This is a genomic window from Nonomuraea angiospora (assembly GCF_014873145.1).
Classification (GTDB): domain Bacteria; phylum Actinomycetota; class Actinomycetes; order Streptosporangiales; family Streptosporangiaceae; genus Nonomuraea; species Nonomuraea angiospora.
Window position 1 is genome coordinate 3,117,981 of the sequence record NZ_JADBEK010000001.1, and the last position, 17,087, is coordinate 3,135,067.

The 17,087-nt window shown below is 72.2% G+C and carries 14 protein-coding genes; 11 read left to right on the plus strand and 3 right to left on the minus strand.

Annotated elements, in window-relative coordinates:
* The first annotated feature begins 103 nt into the window (after positions 1–103).
* Genes H4W80_RS14225 through H4W80_RS14260 form a run of 8 tightly spaced genes read left to right on the plus strand, consistent with a single transcriptional unit; the run spans position 104 to position 9,834 of the window.
* Complete coding sequence (locus H4W80_RS14225; protein WP_192785529.1) at positions 104–2,017, plus strand: glycoside hydrolase family 127 protein; 1,914 nt, start codon at positions 104–106, stop codon at positions 2,015–2,017.
* Positions 2,014–3,717: an ABC transporter substrate-binding protein gene (locus H4W80_RS14230; protein WP_225963437.1), complete on the plus strand. Its 1,704-nt coding sequence runs from the start codon at positions 2,014–2,016 to the stop codon at positions 3,715–3,717. Before H4W80_RS14225 ends, H4W80_RS14230 begins: the two co-directional genes overlap by 4 nt.
* Positions 3,718–4,632: an ABC transporter permease gene (locus H4W80_RS14235; RefSeq protein ID WP_192785530.1), complete on the plus strand. Its 915-nt coding sequence runs from the start codon at positions 3,718–3,720 to the stop codon at positions 4,630–4,632.
* Positions 4,629–5,627 (plus strand): ABC transporter permease, encoded by a 999-nt coding sequence (locus H4W80_RS14240; protein ID WP_225963438.1) that lies wholly within the window; start codon positions 4,629–4,631, stop codon positions 5,625–5,627. The genes H4W80_RS14235 and H4W80_RS14240 overlap by 4 nt, the downstream gene beginning before the upstream one ends.
* The gene (locus tag H4W80_RS14245; RefSeq protein WP_192785531.1) at positions 5,624–6,436 is read left to right on the plus strand and encodes an ABC transporter ATP-binding protein; all 813 of its coding nucleotides are present in this window, start codon (positions 5,624–5,626) and stop codon (positions 6,434–6,436) included. The genes H4W80_RS14240 and H4W80_RS14245 overlap by 4 nt, the downstream gene beginning before the upstream one ends.
* Positions 6,433–7,245, plus strand: a complete 813-nt coding sequence (locus H4W80_RS14250; protein WP_192785532.1) for an ATP-binding cassette domain-containing protein — start codon at positions 6,433–6,435, stop codon at positions 7,243–7,245. Before H4W80_RS14245 ends, H4W80_RS14250 begins: the two co-directional genes overlap by 4 nt.
* Positions 7,242–8,516 (plus strand): alpha/beta fold hydrolase, encoded by a 1,275-nt coding sequence (locus H4W80_RS14255; RefSeq protein WP_318786859.1) that lies wholly within the window; start codon positions 7,242–7,244, stop codon positions 8,514–8,516. The genes H4W80_RS14250 and H4W80_RS14255 overlap by 4 nt, the downstream gene beginning before the upstream one ends.
* Positions 8,509–9,834: an aminopeptidase P family protein gene (locus tag H4W80_RS14260; RefSeq protein WP_192785533.1), complete on the plus strand. Its 1,326-nt coding sequence runs from the start codon at positions 8,509–8,511 to the stop codon at positions 9,832–9,834. The genes H4W80_RS14255 and H4W80_RS14260 overlap by 8 nt, the downstream gene beginning before the upstream one ends.
* A gap of 697 nt (positions 9,835–10,531) precedes the next feature.
* On the opposite strand, the gene H4W80_RS14265 is transcribed toward H4W80_RS14260, so the two are convergent.
* The 3 genes from H4W80_RS14265 to H4W80_RS14275 form a co-directional block, all read right to left on the minus strand.
* Positions 10,532–11,350, minus strand: a complete 819-nt coding sequence (locus tag H4W80_RS14265; RefSeq protein ID WP_192785534.1) for an ACT domain-containing protein — start codon at positions 11,348–11,350, stop codon at positions 10,532–10,534.
* Between the two features lie 99 nt (positions 11,351–11,449).
* Positions 11,450–13,522 carry an alpha-galactosidase gene (locus tag H4W80_RS14270; RefSeq protein ID WP_192785535.1) on the minus strand — a complete coding sequence of 691 codons (2,073 nt, stop codon included), beginning with the start codon at positions 13,520–13,522 and terminating at the stop codon, positions 11,450–11,452.
* A gap of 117 nt (positions 13,523–13,639) precedes the next feature.
* Complete coding sequence (locus tag H4W80_RS14275) at positions 13,640–14,347, minus strand: hypothetical protein (RefSeq protein WP_192785536.1); 708 nt, start codon at positions 14,345–14,347, stop codon at positions 13,640–13,642.
* Positions 14,348–14,489: 142 nt separating this feature from the next.
* On the opposite strand from H4W80_RS14275, the gene H4W80_RS14280 reads away from it, so the two are divergent.
* The 3 genes from H4W80_RS14280 to H4W80_RS14290 all read left to right on the plus strand — a co-directional run bounded on the left by H4W80_RS14280 (position 14,490) and on the right by H4W80_RS14290 (position 17,057).
* A complete protein-coding gene (locus H4W80_RS14280) occupies positions 14,490–15,074 on the plus strand; it encodes a TetR/AcrR family transcriptional regulator (RefSeq protein ID WP_318786860.1) in 585 nt (194 codons plus the stop codon).
* A 213-nt stretch (positions 15,075–15,287) separates the two neighbouring features.
* The gene (locus tag H4W80_RS14285) at positions 15,288–15,611 is read left to right on the plus strand and encodes an STAS domain-containing protein (protein ID WP_192785538.1); all 324 of its coding nucleotides are present in this window, start codon (positions 15,288–15,290) and stop codon (positions 15,609–15,611) included.
* A gap of 27 nt (positions 15,612–15,638) precedes the next feature.
* The gene (locus H4W80_RS14290) at positions 15,639–17,057 is read left to right on the plus strand and encodes an RNB domain-containing ribonuclease (RefSeq protein ID WP_192785539.1); all 1,419 of its coding nucleotides are present in this window, start codon (positions 15,639–15,641) and stop codon (positions 17,055–17,057) included.
* Positions 17,058–17,087 lie beyond the last annotated feature (30 nt).

Here is a 17,087-nt window from a genome sequence, read left to right on the forward strand (position 1 = left end):
CCGGACGGGTTACGTTCTTTTTTCCATCCGGTCCTAACCCTTGGCAACTTACCTCCCAGACACCTAAGGTTCAGTGCAATGCCACACATTACTGGGAAGGTTCATGACGTCCAAGCAGGTCAGGCCCCTGGCCGGCGCCGTACGCACCACCGCAGGAGCGGTTCGGCCGCTGTCCGGAGCACGCATCACCGGCGGACTGCTGCATGACTGGCAGCGCCGCAACCGCAGGGCCACAATCCCCCACACCATCGAGCAGCTCCGCGCGGCGGGCAACGTCGCCAACCTGAGCCGCCTCCTGGAGGACGACCCCGCCCCCTACCGGGGCCGCTACCCCTTCCTCGACACCGACCTGTACAAGACCCTCGAAGGTCTGGCGTACGAGCTCGGCGACGGAGACACCCCGGCCAGGGAGTTCTTCGACGAGGTGGTCGGCCTGCTGGAACGGGTCCAGGCCGGCGACGGCTACCTCAACTCCTTCTTCCAGGACCCGGCTTCGGACAAGAAGCCCTGGGAGGACCTGGCCTGGGGACACGAGCTCTACAACCTGGGCCACCTCATCCAGGCGGCCGTCGCCGCCAACCGGCGGATGGGCGACGACCGGCTGCTGCGCGTGGCCACGCGCTTCGCCGACCTGGCGGTGGAACGTTTCGGGGAGACGGGCATCTGCGGCCATCCCGAGGTGGAGATGGCGCTGGTCGAGCTCTACAGGGAGACGGGCGAGCGCCGCTACCTGACGCTGGCCTCGGCGTTCGTCGACCGCCGCGGCACCGGGCAGATGGAGCACCGCACCTTCTCCGGCGAGTACTTCCAGGACCACGTGCCGTTCCGCGAGCTCCCGTCGGTGACGGGCCACGCGGTGCGCATGGCCTACCTGGCGGCGGGCGCGGCCGACGTCTTCCTGGAGACCGGCGACCGGTCGCTGTTCGAGGCGCTGGAGCGGCTCTGGGACGACATGGTGGCGACCAAGCTGTACGTCACCGGCGGCCTGGGCAGCCGCCACTCCGACGAGGCGATCGGCGACCGGTACGAGCTGCCGTCCGAGCGCGCCTACAGCGAGACCTGCGCGGCCATCGGCGTCATGCAGTGGGCGTGGCGGATGTTCCTGGCCGGCGGCGACGCGAAATACCTCGACGTGTTCGAGCGCGTGCTCTACAACGCCTACGCCGTGGGCCTGTCGGCCGACGGCACGGCGTTCTTCTACGACAACCCGCTGCAGCGCCGCCCCGACCACGCGCAGCGCAGCGGCGCGGAGGCCGGCGGCGAGCCGCTGCGCCGCGCCTGGTTCACGTGCCCGTGCTGCCCGCCCAACATCGTGCGGTGGATGGCCCAGCTCGCCGACTACGTGGCAGCCGAGCGGGACGGCGCCGTGCTGATCACCGCCTACACGCAGGCCACCATCCGGACGGCCGAGCTGGAACTGGCGATGGAGACGGCCTACCCGTGGGACGGCGACGTGCGCATCTCCGTCGAGCGGGCGCCGGAGGGGCCGTACGGGCTGGTGCTGCGCGTGCCCGGCTGGGCCCGGAACGTGACGGTCACCGTCAACGGCGAGCCCTGCGAGACGCCGCGGTCCGGCGGCTGGGTCACCCTGCACCGCGCGTGGTCGCCGGGCGACGAGGTGCGCCTCACCCTGCCCATGCCGGTCCGCGCGCACGGCTCGCACCCCTACCTGGACGCCACCCGGGGTGCGGTCAGCCTGGCCCGGGGGCCGCTCGTGTACTGCGTCGAGCAGCACGACAGCCCGCAGGCCCCCGTCGACGACCTGCTCGTCGGCGCCCACGACGTTGTTAACGCGCACACCGAGCGCCGTGACGCGGCCGTCGTGCTGCGTCTGGAGGCGGACGCGGCTCCCCCGCCCGCCACCGAGCTCTACCCCGAGCTCCCTCTGCACGAGGCGCTCCCGGAGACGAGGGCCACCGCGACCTTCGTCCCCTACTTCCTGTGGGGCAACCGCGGCCCCCAAGCCATGCGGGTCTGGGTCAGGACCCCCTGGACCAACGGAAAGAAGGCATCATGATGAGGAGATCGGCGGCGCTCGCGAGCGTCACCATGACCACCGTGCTCGCGCTCACCGCGTGCGGCGGGGGCGGCGGCGCGGCGGCCCCCGGCACGGGCGCCGGCACCGGCGCCTCGGGCGGGCCGGGCGCGCCCGCCGCGACGGGCGGCACCGTGCGCATCCTGGCCAAGGCGGACTTCTCCCATCTGGACCCGGCGCGGGGCTTCGACGGCGGAGTGAACAACTTCTACCGGCTCATCTACCGGGGACTGACGATGTTCGGCGCGGGTCCGGGCGCCGAGGGCACGAAGATCGTGCCCGACCTGGCCACCGACACCGGGACGCCGTCGGACGGCGGCAAGACGTGGACGTTCAAGCTCAAGGACAACCTGTTCTTCGAGGACGGCTCGCCGATCAACAGCGAGTCCGTGAAGTTCGGCTTCTCGCGCTCGTTTGACCCGGAGGCCGGGATCGGCTCGCCGTACGGGAAGCTGCTGCTGGACGCGCCGAAGGACTACAAGGGCCCGTACCTGGACGGCGACCTGAAGACGATCGAGACGCCCGATGACAAGACGGTCGTCTTCCACCTGAAGAAGCCCTTCGCCGACTTCCCGAGCGCGCTCGCGCTGGCCAACTTCACGCCCTTCCCCAAGGGCACGGGGGCGGGCGCGGCCTTCGACACCAAGCCGATCGCGAGCGGGCCGTACAAGGTGGCGAGCTACCAGCGCGGCGCATCGCTGAAGCTGGAGCGCAACCCGCAGTGGAAGCGTGAGACCGACAGCGTGCGGGCGGCCAAGCCGGACGCGTTCGAGTGGACGTTCGGCCTGGACCCGGCCACGATCGACGAGCGCATGCTGGCCGAGCAGGGCACCGACACCGACGCCATCGGCCCGTCGATCCAGGCGGCGACCGTGGCGCGGGTGCAGGCGCCGCAGATCAAGCAGCGCACCCTGTCCGGGCTCAACGGCTGCACCACGTACATGGGCCTGAACACCACCAAGAAGCCCCTGGACGACGTGCGCGTGCGCCAGGCGATCAACTACGCGATCAACAAGGACACCGTGGTCGCGGGCATGGGCGGCGGCGCCCTGGCCGCCAAGGGCACCTCGATCCAGCCGCCCACGGTCGCGGGCCGGGTGGACTACGACCCGTACCCGTACAACCCCGAGGAGGCCAAGAAGCTGCTGGCCGAGGCCGGCCAGGCCGACGGGTTCACCCTGACGCTCGACACCCGCCCGGACCCGAAGATGGCCGCGGTGGCGGTGGCGATCCAGGACGCGCTCAAGCAGGTGAAGATCGACGTCAAGATCAACAACATCGACACCTCGACGTACTACGAGGTCATCGGCACGCCGGCGCAGCAGCACGACGCCGCCGTCACCGGCTGGTGCCCCGACTGGGCCTCCGGCGCGACGTTCCTGCCGCCGCTGTTCGACGGCCGCAACATCACCGCCAAGGGCAACTCCAACCTCGCGCAGATCAACGACAAGGGCATCAACCAGCGGATCGACGAGATCGCCGCGATGACGGACGTGCAGGCGGCCAACGCGGCCTACGGCGAGCTCGACAAGCAGATCATGAAGGAGGCGCCGATCGTCCCGCTGGCCTACGAGAAGCTCATCCTCCTCGTCGGCTCGAACATCGCCGGCGCCTACCAGTCCAACTCCTTCTCCGGCGGCATCGACCTGATCTCCGTCGGCCTGGCGAAGCCGACGAAGTAAATGGCCGTCGTCGCTTACTCCCCGAGCACGTCGAGGGCACGGGTCACGAGCGCGCTGCTGCGCGACAGGGGCGCGGTGCTGAGCACCGCGTTCCTGTCGCTGATCGTGCTGATGGCGATCTGCGCGCCGCTGATCAGCGCGATCACCGGCCACGGCCCGAACGACTTCGACACCGCCGCCGTCAACACCGACCTGGGCGGGGTGCCGCACGGGTCGCTCGGCGGCATCAGCGCCGAGCACCTGCTGGGCGTCGAGCCGCAGAACGGCCGCGACATCCTGGCCCGCATCGCCTACGGCGCCCGCGTCTCGCTGCTGATCGCGGCCTCCGCCACGGTGCTGACGACCCTGCTGGGCGTGGTGCTGGGCATGCTGGCCGGGTTCTACCAGGGCTGGGTGGACCAGCTGATCTGTCGGGTCATGGACTTCCTCATGGCCTTCCCCGCGCTCATCTTCATGATCGCGATCCTGTCGTCGCTGCCGCAGGGGAACCGGCCGGTGCTGCTGGTCCTGGTGATCAGCTTCTTCGGCTGGCCGTACCTGGCACGGGTGGTGCGCGGGCAGACGATGACGCTGGTGAACAGGGAGTTCGTGGAGGCCGCCCGAGCGTCGGGCGCCTCCACGGGCGCGCTGGTGTTCAAGGAGATCCTGCCGAACCTGCGCAGCTCGCTGATCGTGATGACCACCCTGGCCGTGCCCGGCTACGTCGGCACCGAGGCGGGGCTGTCGTTCCTCGGCGTCGGCGTGCAGCCGCCGACGCCGTCATGGGGGCAGATGATCTTCAGCTCGGTCGGCTGGTACGCCGTCGATCCGATGTACTTCGCGATCCCCGGCGGGTTCCTGTTCCTCACCGTGCTGTCCATGACGGTGCTCGGCGACCGGCTGCGGGCCGCCTTCGACGCCGGGGAGGCCTCATGATGGCGCGCTACATCGCCGGGCGGCTCGCCTGGGTGCTGCTGATCCTCTTCCTGGTGTGCCTGTTCACGTTCATCATCTTCTTCACGCTCCAGCCCGACCCGGCGGTGATGATCTGCGGGAAGACGTGCACGCAGGAGCGCATCAACGAGATCCACGCGGTGCTGGGCCTGGACGAGCCGCTGCTGACGCAGTTCTTCGGCTTCCTCTTCGGGATCTTCGCCGGGCGCGACTACGGCCAGGGCGCGAACCTGGTGCACTGCGGCGCCCCGTGCCTGGGCTACAGCTTCCAGACCGGCCAGTCCGTGTGGGACATGGTGGTCGACCGGCTGCCGGTCAGCGCCACGGTCGCGATCGGCGCCGCGGTGCTGTGGCTGCTCATCGGGATCGCGGCGGGCCTGCTCAGCGCGGTCAAGGAGGGCACCTGGTGGGACCGCACGGCCATGGGCCTGGCGCTGGGCGGCTCCAGCGTCCCCAACTACGTGCTGGCGCTGGCGCTGCAGTACGTGCTGGTGGTGCAACTGCAGGTGCTGCCGTTCCCGCGGGCCGTGCCCTTCGCCGACGATCCGGTGGTGTGGTTCCAGTCGTACCTGATGCCGTGGATCGTGCTGGCCACCGGCTACGCCTGCCTCTACAGCCGGCTCACCCGGGCGAACGTGATCGACACCCTCGCCGAGAACTTCATGCGCACGGCCCGCTCCAAGGGCCTGAGCCCGGCCCTGACCATGCGCAGGCACGCCCTGCGCCCGGCGCTGACGCCCATCGCCACGATCTTCGGCATGGACTTCGCCGCGCTGCTGGGCGGCGCGCTGATCACCGAGACGGTGTTCGGGCTGAACGGGGTCGGCAAGATGGCGGCGGACTCGATCTACAAGAACGACCAGCCGGTGATCATGGCGGTGACGCTGCTGGCGGCGTTCTTCGTGGTGGTCGGCAACCTGGTGATCGACCTCGTCTACACGAGGCTGGACCCGAGAGTGAGGATCACGGCGAAATGAGCGACCTGCTTGTCGTGGAGGACCTCACCGTCACCTTCCCCACCACGCGCGGCCCGGTGGACGTGGTCAAGGGCGTGTCCTTCACCGTCGGACGGGACGAGACCGTCGGGATCGTCGGCGAGTCCGGGTCCGGCAAGTCCATGACCAGCCTGGCGGTCATGGGGCTGCTGCCCAAGGGTGCCAGGACCAGCGGGAGCATCCGGCTGGACGGCACGGAGCTGCTCGGCCGCCCGGACCGCGAGCTGCGGCGGCTGCGCGGCGACCAGATGTCGATGATCTTCCAGGACCCTCTGTCGTCCCTGAACCCGTACTACACGGTCGGCCTGCAGATCGAGGAGATGTACCGTGCCCACCGCGGCGGCTCGCGCGCGGCGGCGCGGAAGGTCGCGGTCGAGGCGCTGCGGCAGGTGGACCTGCCCGAACCGGAGCGGCGGGTGGACTACTACCCGCACCAGTTCTCCGGCGGGCAGCGGCAGCGCGTCATGATCGCGATGGCCCTGGTGTGCTCGCCGGCGCTGCTGATCGCCGACGAGCCGACCACGGCCCTGGACGTGACCGTGCAGGCGCAGATCCTGAAGCTGCTGGCCGGCCTGCGGCAGGAGCGCGGGATGGGCATGGTGTTCATCACGCACGACCTGGCCGTGATCAGCTCGATCGCCACGCGCGTGCTGGTGATGCGGCAGGGCGAGCAGGTCGAGTACGGCACGGCCGAGCAGGTCTTCGCCGAGCCGCGCCACGACTACACCCGGATGCTGCTGGAGAGCATCCCGCGCATCGACGATCCAGTAGACGGTGAGGTGAAGGCATGACGCTGCTGCGGGCCAAGGACCTGACCAAGCGGTTCGTCTCGCGCGGCCCGCTGGGCGCCAAGGCCGAGTTCACGGCGGTCGACCAGGTCAGCTTCGAGGTACGGCTCGGCGAGACGCTCGCCGTGGTCGGCGAGTCCGGCAGCGGCAAGTCGACCACCGCCCGCATGATCGCCAAGCTGATGGACCCGAGCGAGGGCGCGCTGGAGTTCGACGGCGAGGACGTCACCCACGCCAAGGGGGCGGCGCTGGCCCGCTTCCGCGCCAACGTCCAGGTCGTCTTCCAGGACCCGTTCTCCTCGCTCAACCCCCGCCACACCGTCGAGCGGATCCTGATGGCGCCGCTGGACTACCAGGGCATCGCACCCGATGGCGGGCGGCGGGCGCACGCCAAGGAGCTGATGGAACGGGTCGGGCTCAACCCCGACCACTCGCTGCGCTACCCCGCGCAGTTCTCCGGCGGGCAGGCGCAGCGCATCGGCATCGCCCGCGCGCTGGCCGTCAACCCCAAGCTCGTCATCTGCGACGAGGCCGTCTCGGCGCTGGACGTATCCGTGCAGGCACAGGTGATCGAGCTGCTGCGGCGGCTGCAGCGCGAGAGCGGCTTCAGCTACGTGTTCATCGCCCACGACCTGGCCGTGGTCCGGCAGATCGCGCAGCGGGTCGCGGTGATGAGCAAGGGGAAGATCGTCGAGCTGGGGGACGCCGAGCAGGTCTTCGGCGAGCCCCGGCATGATTACACGCGTACGCTGCTGGCGGCCATCCCGCGCATCAACCCGGAGTGGGACCGCCGCAGGAGGGAGAAGCTGTGATCACCGCAACCTACACCATCCCGGGGATGCGGGTACGCGACCACGTCGTGGAGGTGCCGCTCGACTGGGCGGACCCCGAGGCCACGATCAGGGTCTTCGCCAGGGAGCTCGTGGACCCCACCCGGGACGGCGACGACCTGCCGTGCCTGCTCTACCTGCAAGGAGGGCCCGGCGGTAAGGGGCCGCGTCCCGTCGGCACGTCGGGCTGGCTCGGCAAGGCGCTGGAGACGTACCGGGTGATCCTGCTCGACCAGCGGGGCACGGGCCGCAGCTCGCGGATCGACGGGCGCGTGATGAGCGCGCTCGACCCGCAGGAGGGCGCCGACTACCTGGCCCGCTTCCGCGCGGACTCGATCGTGGCCGACGCCGAGCACCTGCGCAAGACCGTCTTCGGCGGGCGGCGCTGGTCGACGCTCGGGCAGAGCTACGGCGGCTTCCTGACGATGACGTACCTGTCGCAGGCGCCCGAGGGGCTGAGCGCCTGCTACGTGGCGGGCGGGCTGCCCTCCCTGGACCCCGACGCGTCGGAGGTCTACCGGCGCACCTATCCCCGGGTCGCAGCCAAGAACGCCGAGTTCTACCGCCGCTACCCGCACCACGCCGAGACGGTGTCCCGGCTGGCCGACCGGCTGGCCTACGGCGACGTGCTGCTGCCCGACGGCGACACGCTCACCGTGCGGCGGCTGCAGTCGCTGGGGATCGACTTCGGCATGAAGCCGGGGTACGAGCGCATGCACTGGCTGCTCGACGAATCCACTGAGTTGCCCGAGACGTTCCTGCACCAGGTGCTGGCCCGCTCCTCCTACGCCGACAACCCGCTGTTCGCCGCGCTGCAGGAGAGCATCTACGGCTCCGGTCCCGGCGCGACCGCCTGGGCGGCGCAGCGCGAGCGCGCCAACCACCCCGCCTTCGCCGAGGGCGCCCGGCCCCTGCTGTTCACCGGCGAGATGATCTACCCTTGGATGTTCACGGAGATCCGCGCGCTGCGCCCCTTCCGCGACGCCGTCGACCTGCTCGCCGAGCGGGCCGAGTGGCCGGCGCTCTACGACCTGGACCGCCTGGCGGCCAACGAGGTCCCGGTGGCGGCGGCCGTCTACTTCGACGACATGTACGTCGACTCGGGGCTGCAACTGGACACCGCCTCCAGAGTGGGCAACACGCAGGCCTGGGTCACCAACGAGTACGAGCACGACGGCATCGGCGAGGAGCGCGTCTTCGCCCGCCTGACCGGACTGGTGCGCGACATAGGAGGAGGAATCACCAGTGAGTGATGGCAAACCCCCCAAGCTGACAGAGGTCCCCGCGTTCCTCGAGTTCATCGCCCAGGGCTGGGACGCCCCCGCCCGCACCCCCGACCTCGTGCCCGGGGCGGCCGAGGCCGCCGCCGCGCACCGCGAGCGCCTGGCCGCCGCGCTGCCCGGCAGGACCGTGGTGGTCAAGGCGGGCCGGGCGCCGGTACGCAGCAACGACACCGCCTACGACTTCCGCGTCGACAGCGACTTCTACTGGCTCACCGGCTGCGCCGTGGAGAACGCCGTCGCCGTGATCGCGGACGGCGCCGCCACCCTCTACCTGCCGCCGCCCGCCCGCCCCGGCGACCTCGGCTTCTTCTCCGACGCGGCGTACGGGGAGCTGTGGGTGGGCCCGTCCCCGTCCCTCGCCGAGTGGTCGGCGGCGCTCGGGGTCACGGTGCGGCCGCTGTCCGACTTCACGGACACCTCCGAACCGGTGGAGGAGCTCCCCCGGGTGCTGGCCGAGCTGCGCATGATCAAGGACGAGTGGGAGATCGGCCAGCTGCGCGAGTCCGTGGACCGCACGGTCGAGGGCTTCGCGGCCGTGCTGGCCGAGGTCCCGGCGGCGATCGAGGGGGCGGGCGAGCGGTGGCTGCAGGGCACGTTCGACCGCTACGCCAGGGCGTACGGCAACGGCCCCGGCTACGCCACCATCGTCGGCAGCGGCCCGCACGCCCCCACCCTGCACTGGGTGCGCTGCGACGGGCCCGTCCTGCCGGACCAGCTGCTGCTGCTCGACATGGGCGTTGAGGTCCGCAGCCACTACACCGCCGACGTCACCCGCACCTTCCCCGCCTCCGGCGCCTTCTCCCCCGCCCAGCGGCAGGTCCACGACCTGGTGGAGAAGGCGCACCGGGCGGGCCTGGCGGCGGTCGGCCCCGGCCGGCGCTTCACCGACTTCCACCACGCAGCGATGGAGGTCATCGCGCGCGGGCTGGACGACTGGGGGCTGCTGCCGGTCTCGGTGGACGAGGCCCTGTCGGACACCGGCCAGCACCACCGCCGCTACCTGATCTGCGGCATCGGCCACCACCTGGGCCTGGACGTGCACGACTGCGCCCAGTCCCGCCCTGAGGCCTACCACGGGGCCGCCATGGCGCCGGGCATGGTGCTCACCGTCGAGCCCGGCCTGTACTTCCACGCCCACGACCTCACGGTCCCGCCGGAGCTGCGGGGGGTGGGGGTGCGGATCGAGGACGACCTGCTGGTGACGCCGTCCGGCACGGAGATCCTTTCGGACGCCCTGCCCATCGACGCCTCCGGCCTGGAACGCTGGGCCAAGGAGTCCATCGTCTGACCCCTGCGGGTTCTCCCGGCACCACCCCACACGGCGCCGGAAGAACCCGCCTCCCGGGGACGGACCGCCGAGGCGCAGTGTCGGCGAGGTACGGCGCGACCCGCGCCTGGGCGAGTGCGCCACCCCGCGTCCCGCCACAGACGCACCCGAAGGCGGCGTCCCAGCCCCGCCCCACCATCGGCCCCTCCAGGCGCGGCCCAGCGCCATCCCTTGAGCGGCCCCTCTCAGACGCGGGCCCAGCGCCATCCCCCGAGCCCCTCTCAGACGCGGGCCCAGCGCCATCCCCCGAGCGGCCCCTCTCAGACGCGGGCCCAGCGCCATCCCCCGAGCGGCCCTCCGGATCCCGCATGCGCCGCTCCAGGCGCCCCGGGCCAGCGAGACGTGCATGCGGCACGACCCCGCCCGAGCAAGCGCGCCACTCAGCACTCCCAATCCCGCCGCCCCGAGTGCGGGCCCCTCCCAGCGGCTCGGGTTGCCCTCCCAGGCGCGCCTGCGCCGGCACGCTGGGCGGCCCATCTCCCCGGGCGCGCACGTTGCGCCGAGCCGCACCGCACCACGTCTCACCGACCCGGCGCCGGGAAGGGACGCTCGCAGGATGGCGCCATACCGGGCCTGGCGGGCGGGCCAGCCCGAGCCACCGCACCAGGCGTGGCGGGCCGGCCCGAGCCGCCGCGCCGGGCGTGGGCGGTCGGCCGGGTCAGGATGAGCCGCTGTAGCGGGCCTGGCGGGCGGTGGAGGTGAGGGCCGCTGCCCGGGCCGCCTCCGTCGGCGTGAACGGCAGCTCGGGACGCCGGATCAGCAGCGCCCGATCCGGGTTGACCGAGATCACCATCGTGGTGTTGAGCTCGGCCCCCTCGTCCACCGTGTCACCCGGCCGCCGCCACTCCACCTCCGGCACCCGCAGCAGCTCCGCCATCGCCTCCGGCAGCCGGTCCGGGTCCGCGCTCACCCGCTGAGCCAGCACCAGCGCCTGGACGCCGGGATCGGTGAGGTCCTTGACCTGCGCGGGCACGATCACGACGTCATGCCCGCCCGCCTCCGTCAGCGCCCCCGCCAGCGCCTGCAGCGCCAGCCCCGGCGGCGCCTCGATGACGAACTCGTCCAGCGCGTCACACCCCGCGGGCGTGATCGCGCTGCTGCCGGTCGGCGCGATGTGCAGCGCCAGGATGTTGCAGCCCAGCCCCCCGAACGCCCCCGCGACCGCCGCGAGCCGCCCCGGCCGCTCCACAACCCTCATCCGGATGCGCCACAAAACCATGGCCGCCCCCGCGCCCTCCCCCACGGGCAGCGCGGGGACCTTGCGTACGGGGCGGTGGCCCATCCGCTTGTGGACCGCCGCCCCCACGATCAGCGCCGCCCCCAGCCCGACCATCACCACCGGACCGGGTTCGCGGTGGCCGAGCAGGGTCGCCAGCAGGTGCGCCAGGCCGACCGCGAGGAACAGCGCGGCCAGCTCGACGATCTCCCGCCGCCAGGAGCGCCGATTTCCGTTGATCACCTTCGGTGCATCGCTCATGCGCCCCAGTGTGTGCGGGGCGTGTTTCCTGATCACGAACGGCGCGGTTGCGACGGCATTAAACCGCCCTAACCGCATGGCCCGTTCATGACAGGCCCCTTACACCCGCTCGACCTCGAAGACCAGCGCCGACTCGGCCCGCAGCACGGGAGCGGGCAGCCCCAGCTCGCCCAGGACCGCGCCGCTCAGCCGCACCGGGCCCGAGGTCCACTCCGGCAGCCCGGCCGCGCGGGGCTTGGGTCCCGCGACCCGCACCTCGTACGTCGCCGCCGGGTCGAGCCCGGGCAGCCTCAGCGGCGCGGGCCCGATCGCGGTCCTGGAGGTGAGCTGGACGAACGCGAACACCCCGCGCTCCGGCAGCACCACCCCGTGCAGCAGCGCCGACGGGTCCGGATAATCGGCCCGCACCACCCGCCCGGCGTGCAGCGTCGGCCGCAGCCGCTTGTGCAGGGCGATCCACTCGGCCAGCTCCTCCAGCTCCGCCTGGCTCGCCGAGGTCAGGTCCCACTCCACGCCCATGTGCCCGAACAGCGCGGTCGCGGCCCGGAAGGCCAGCGGCAGCGACCGGCCCGTGCTGTGGTCCTGCGGCGCGCCGACGTGGCTGCCCATCCGCTCCGGCGGCACGAGCAGCCCGGTCCAGCGCTGGATCGCCTGCCGGTCGAGCGCGTCGTTGCAGTCGGACGTCCACACCCGGTCGGTGCGGGCCAGCACGCCGAAGTCGACGCGGGCGCCGCCCGACGAGCACGACTCGATCTCCAGCTCGGGGTGACGGGCCCGCAGCTCGTCCAGCAGCCGGTACGCCGCCAGCGTCTGCGCGTGCACCCCGGGCACCCCGTCGTGCACCGGCTCGGCGATGTCGCGGTTGTGGTCCCACTTGATGTAGTCGAGCGCGTACTCGCTCACCAGGCTGTCCAGCCGCTCCAGCAGATAGTCGTACGCCTCGGGCCTGGCCAGGTCGAGCACCTGCTGGTTGCGCTGCGGCGGCGGCATGCGCTCGGCCTGCCCGAGGATCCAGTCGGGGTGCGCGCGCAGCAGGTCGGAGTCCGGGTTGACCATCTCCGGCTCGAACCACAGCCCGAACTGCATGCCGAGCTTGCGCACGTGCTCGGCGAGGGGGTTCAGGCCGTCCGGCCAGACGCCCTCGTCGACGTACCAGTCGCCGAGCCCGGCCCGGTCGTGGCGGCGGTGGCGGAACCAGCCGTCGTCGAGCACGAACCGCTCGATCCCCGCCGCCGCGGCCTTGTCGGCCAGCTCCAGCAGCCGGTCGAGGCCGTGGTCGAAGTAGGTGGCCTCCCAGTTGTTCAGCGTGACCGGGCGCACCCCCAGCGGGCGGGCGGCGCGCAGGTGGTCGTGCAGCCTCGTGCTCGCCTCGTCCAGCCCGCCGCCCGACCAGGTGAAGTACGCCGTCGGCGTGCGGTAACTCTCCCCCTCGGCCAGCACGATCTCGCCGGGCTCCAGCAGCTCGCCCGCCGCCAGCAGCGCCGGGCCCTCGGCCAGCCGCTCGGCGTAGTGGAGGTGGTTGCCGCTCCAGCCCGCGTGCACCCCCCACACCTCGCCGCCCCGGAACCCGAACCCCGCGGTCCCGGCCACCAGCAGCCCCGTGCCGTCGTGCCCGGTCCGGCCGCGCCGGTTCTCCCGCGACCACACGCCGTACCCGAACGCCGTGCGCTGCGGCACCTTCTCCAGCGCCCACCGGCCGGTGAAGTCCAGCAGCTCGCCGGCGCGCGCCGGCACCGGCAGCGCGCAGACCAGCCCCTCCAACCGGTACGGGGCGGCGGCGGTGTTCGTCAGCGTGTGCCGCATCGTCACCAGGCCGCCGCCGTCCATGGCCAGCTCGCTGACCAGCTCCAGGCCCGCGCGGGCGTCGGAGGCCGCGACGGTCACCGTGCCGCCCCGGCCGGGCGTCGCGTCCGCGTCGAACCGGTCCAGCGTCCAGCGAACCGGCCAGTGCTCGCCGTCCCGGCCGCCCGACAGGCCCGGCCTGCCGTACCAGCTGTCTCCCTGGGCGGGCAGCAGCGGCGGCGCGGCGGTGAGGGAGGCCAGCGCCGGCGCCAGGTCGGCGCCGGTCGCGGACCCGAGGTCGGCCCCGAAGTGGCGCACGCGCGGCAGGCCGGAGCCCGAGGCGTCCAGCACCAGGGCGGCCCCCGCGGCGGAGAGGATGAGGGGTGACAAGTCAGGCTCCTCGTTCAGCTCGGCGTTACGACGCGAACCTACAGGAACAGCACACTTGCCTCGATCATGGGGCGGCCCCTCCGGGGCGAGAGCCGGAAGGGCCGCCGCGACGCGGCGTCAGGCGGGCTCGGGCGTGCCGCCGAGCACGACGCGCAGGTCCGCCTGCGTGGGCGGCTTCGTCCAGGTGAGCCCCGGCCCGCCGGCGGCGATCAGGCGCGGCGCGACCTCGCGCAGCAGCTCCCCGGCCGCGGCCTCGGGCTGCTTCTCCCGGGCCTCCCGGTACAGCTCGAGCACCCTGGCCAGGTCGAGCATCATCGTGTTGGTCTCACCCACGGTGACCTGCAACGCTCCAACGGCGGGGTCGGCCCACCAGGGGCACGCGCCGGACACGGCCTCGCGCACCGCCTCGGCGAAGGCGGCCCGGTCCATGCCGTCCACCTCGCCGTCCAGCCAGTCCGCGCGCAGGTGCAGCACCCCGGGCCGCTCCACCGCCCCGAGGTGCGCGATCAGGGCCACGACCGTGCCCTGCGGATCGTGCAGCGCGGCGTCCCCCCGGGCCGCGAAGGCGTCGGCGAGCAGGTGCAGCGAGATCAGCCGGGGCGGCTCGTACGTCGTGAGCACCCCCCGCCGGCCGCCCGCCCGCAGCGGGTAGGCCCGCAGCCCCTCCATGAACGCGGGCTCGACCTCCGCCGGGATCCCGAGATCCATGTCCGCCTCGACGGTGGTGCCGGCGTCACCGGCGTCACGGCCGGCCGGGTCACGGCGGAACCACCAGACCGTCGCCCCCACGACAATGGCGGCCAGCACTACGACTGCGATCCACACGATGTTGTTTGCTTTCCCCTCGTACCTGACAGCGGTAGCAGCGTAGTGTGATCCGACCGGATGAATGCACAAATTTCTGTAAATGCGGCTAGCACGCACCCACGGGATCGTGTATACCCGGGCGGCTGACAGAATTGGAAAGGTGACAGATGGCATCCTGACACCGGACCAGATCCTCTCGGCGGCCCAGGACGTCCTGCGCCGCTACGGTCCGGCCAAGGCCACGGTCGTCGACGTCGCCCGGGCGCTCGGCGTCAGCCACGGCAGCGTCTACCGGCACTTCCCCAGCAAGACGGCCCTGCGCGAGGCCGTGACCCAGCGCTGGCTCGACCAGGCCCATGCCGAGCTGGCCACGGTGCTGGCCTCCGACGCCCCGGCCGGCGTGCGGCTGCGCGAATGGCTGGGCGCGCTGTTCCGCTCCAAGCGCAAGCGGGCGCTGGACGACCCCGAGCTGTTCGCCACGTACGTGTCCCTGGTGACCGAGTCCAGCCAGGTCGTCGAGGGGCACGTCGCCGACCTGGTCGGCCAGATCCGGCAGATCGTGGACGCCGGGCTCGCCCGGGGCGAGTTCGCCGCCCCCGACCCCGCCGCCACCGCCCGCGCCGTCTTCGACGCGGCGGTACGCTTCCACAACCCGGCGCACGCCGCCGAATGGAGCCGGCCGGGCATCGAGGATGACTTCACCGCTTTGTGTGATCTCATCCTTCTCGGGCTTGAAGTCCGCTGATGGTGTGATGGTTTTTACATCTGGTAACCGGAATTGTTCTCCTGGGGATTAGCTCTCTCCACCTGCATCTCCGTTCAGCACTGAACAGACATGTACACTCAGATCGAACACTGTCGCTCTCAGTGACGCCATCATGGCAACAGGTGCCCAACGCAAGGGCTGGCCCGCAACCGGCAGGAGGTTCCCGGCCCTGCCAGAGCGCGGAGCCGATTCATGGAGCCACTACAGCTGAGCACCACCCGCCACAACGGGAGCCTTACCGTCAGCGTGTCCGGCGAGCTCGACATCGCCACCACCGAGCGCCTGCGCGCCCACCTGCTCGACCTGCTGCAGGAGGCGGCACGCGCCCCGCACAAGCAGGTCGCGCTGGTCATCGAGGTGAGCCGGCTGACCTTCATCGACGCCGCCGGGCTCGGCATCCTCGTCTGCGCCCGCAACCACGCCCGCGCCCAGCAGACCCCGCTGCGTCTCACCGGCGTCCCGCCCGCCCTCCGGCGGCTGCTGCGCATCACCGGCCTGGAGGCGCCCCTCACCTGAACACCCGCCACCTGTAGGTTGTCAGGCGTGATTCAGGTTCCCGATCAGATACCCCTGAAGCTGGAGGACGGGTTCGAACGCGTCAGGCGGGAGCTCGACCTGCCGGACGGCTTCCCCCGCACCGTGCTCGACGAGGCGGCGTGGGTGGCGAAGGTGCCGCGGCTCGACGCCGAGGACCTGTCCGACGTGCCGTTCGTCACCATCGACCCGCCCGGCTCGATGGACCTCGACCAGGCGGTGCACCTGGAGCGGCTGCGCGCCGGCTACCGCGTCTGGTACGCGATCGCCGACGTCGGCGCGTTCGTCCGCCCGGGCGGCCCCATCGACGCCGAGGCCCGCACCAGAGGCGAGACCGTCTACCTGCCCGCGGGCAAGGTGCCGCTGCACCCCAAGGTCCTGTCGGAGGACGCGGCCAGCCTGCTGCCCGGCGCGCTGCGGCCGGCCGCGGTCTGGCGCATCGACCTCGACGCCGACGGCCGCACGGTCGGCGCCGACGTGCAGCGCGCGCTCGTCCGCAGCCGCGAGCGTCTCGACTACGCCTACGTGCAGGCGGCCGTCGACACCGGCACCGCCGACGGCGTCCTGGGGCTGCTGGCCGAGATCGGCCGCCTGCGCCTCGCCCTCGAACGCGAGCGCGGCGGCGTCACCCTGCCCACCCCCGAGCAGGAGGTGGTCTCCGACGGCGACGGCGCCTACCGGCTGGAGTTCCGGCTGCCGCTGCCCGCCGAGGCGTGGAACGCCCAGATCTCCCTGCTGACCGGCATGGCCGCGGCCTCGATGATGCTCGACGCCGAGATCGGCATCCTGCGCGTGCTGCCCCGGCCGCACGCCGACGACCTGGCGAAGGTCCGCAGGGTGGCCCAGGCGCTGGACGTCCCCTGGCCCGACGGGGCCGCCTACGGCGCCGTGGTGCACGACCTGGACCCCAAGAACCCGCAGCAGGCGGCGTTCCTGCACGAGTCCAAGGTGCTGCTGCGCGGCGCGGGCTACGTGGCCTTCGACGGCGCGCCGCCCAAGCTGGCCGAGCACGCGGCGGTGGCGGCGCCGTACGCGCACGTCACGGCGCCCCTGCGACGCCTGGTCGACCGGTACGCGACCGAGGTGTGCCTGGCGGTCGCGGCGGGCGTGCCGGTGCCGTCCGACATCCGGGCGGGCCTGGCGGCCCTGCCCGGCGTCATGAGCTCGACCGGACGGCGCGCCGGGGCGGTGGAGCGGGCGTGCGTGGACCTGGTGGAGGCGTTCCTGCTGCGGGAACGGATCGGGCAGGCGTTCGACGCGGTGGTGATCGACGTGGACGAGCGCCGCGGGGGCGGGCAGGTGCAGCTCGTCAACCCGGCCGTGATCGCCCGCTGCGACGGCCCGCTCCCCCTCGGCGAGCAGGTCACGGTACGCCTGACGCAGGCCGACCCGGCCACCCGCGAGGTCCGCTTCACCCTGGCGACGTGAACCTCGGGCGACGTGAACCTCGGGCGACGT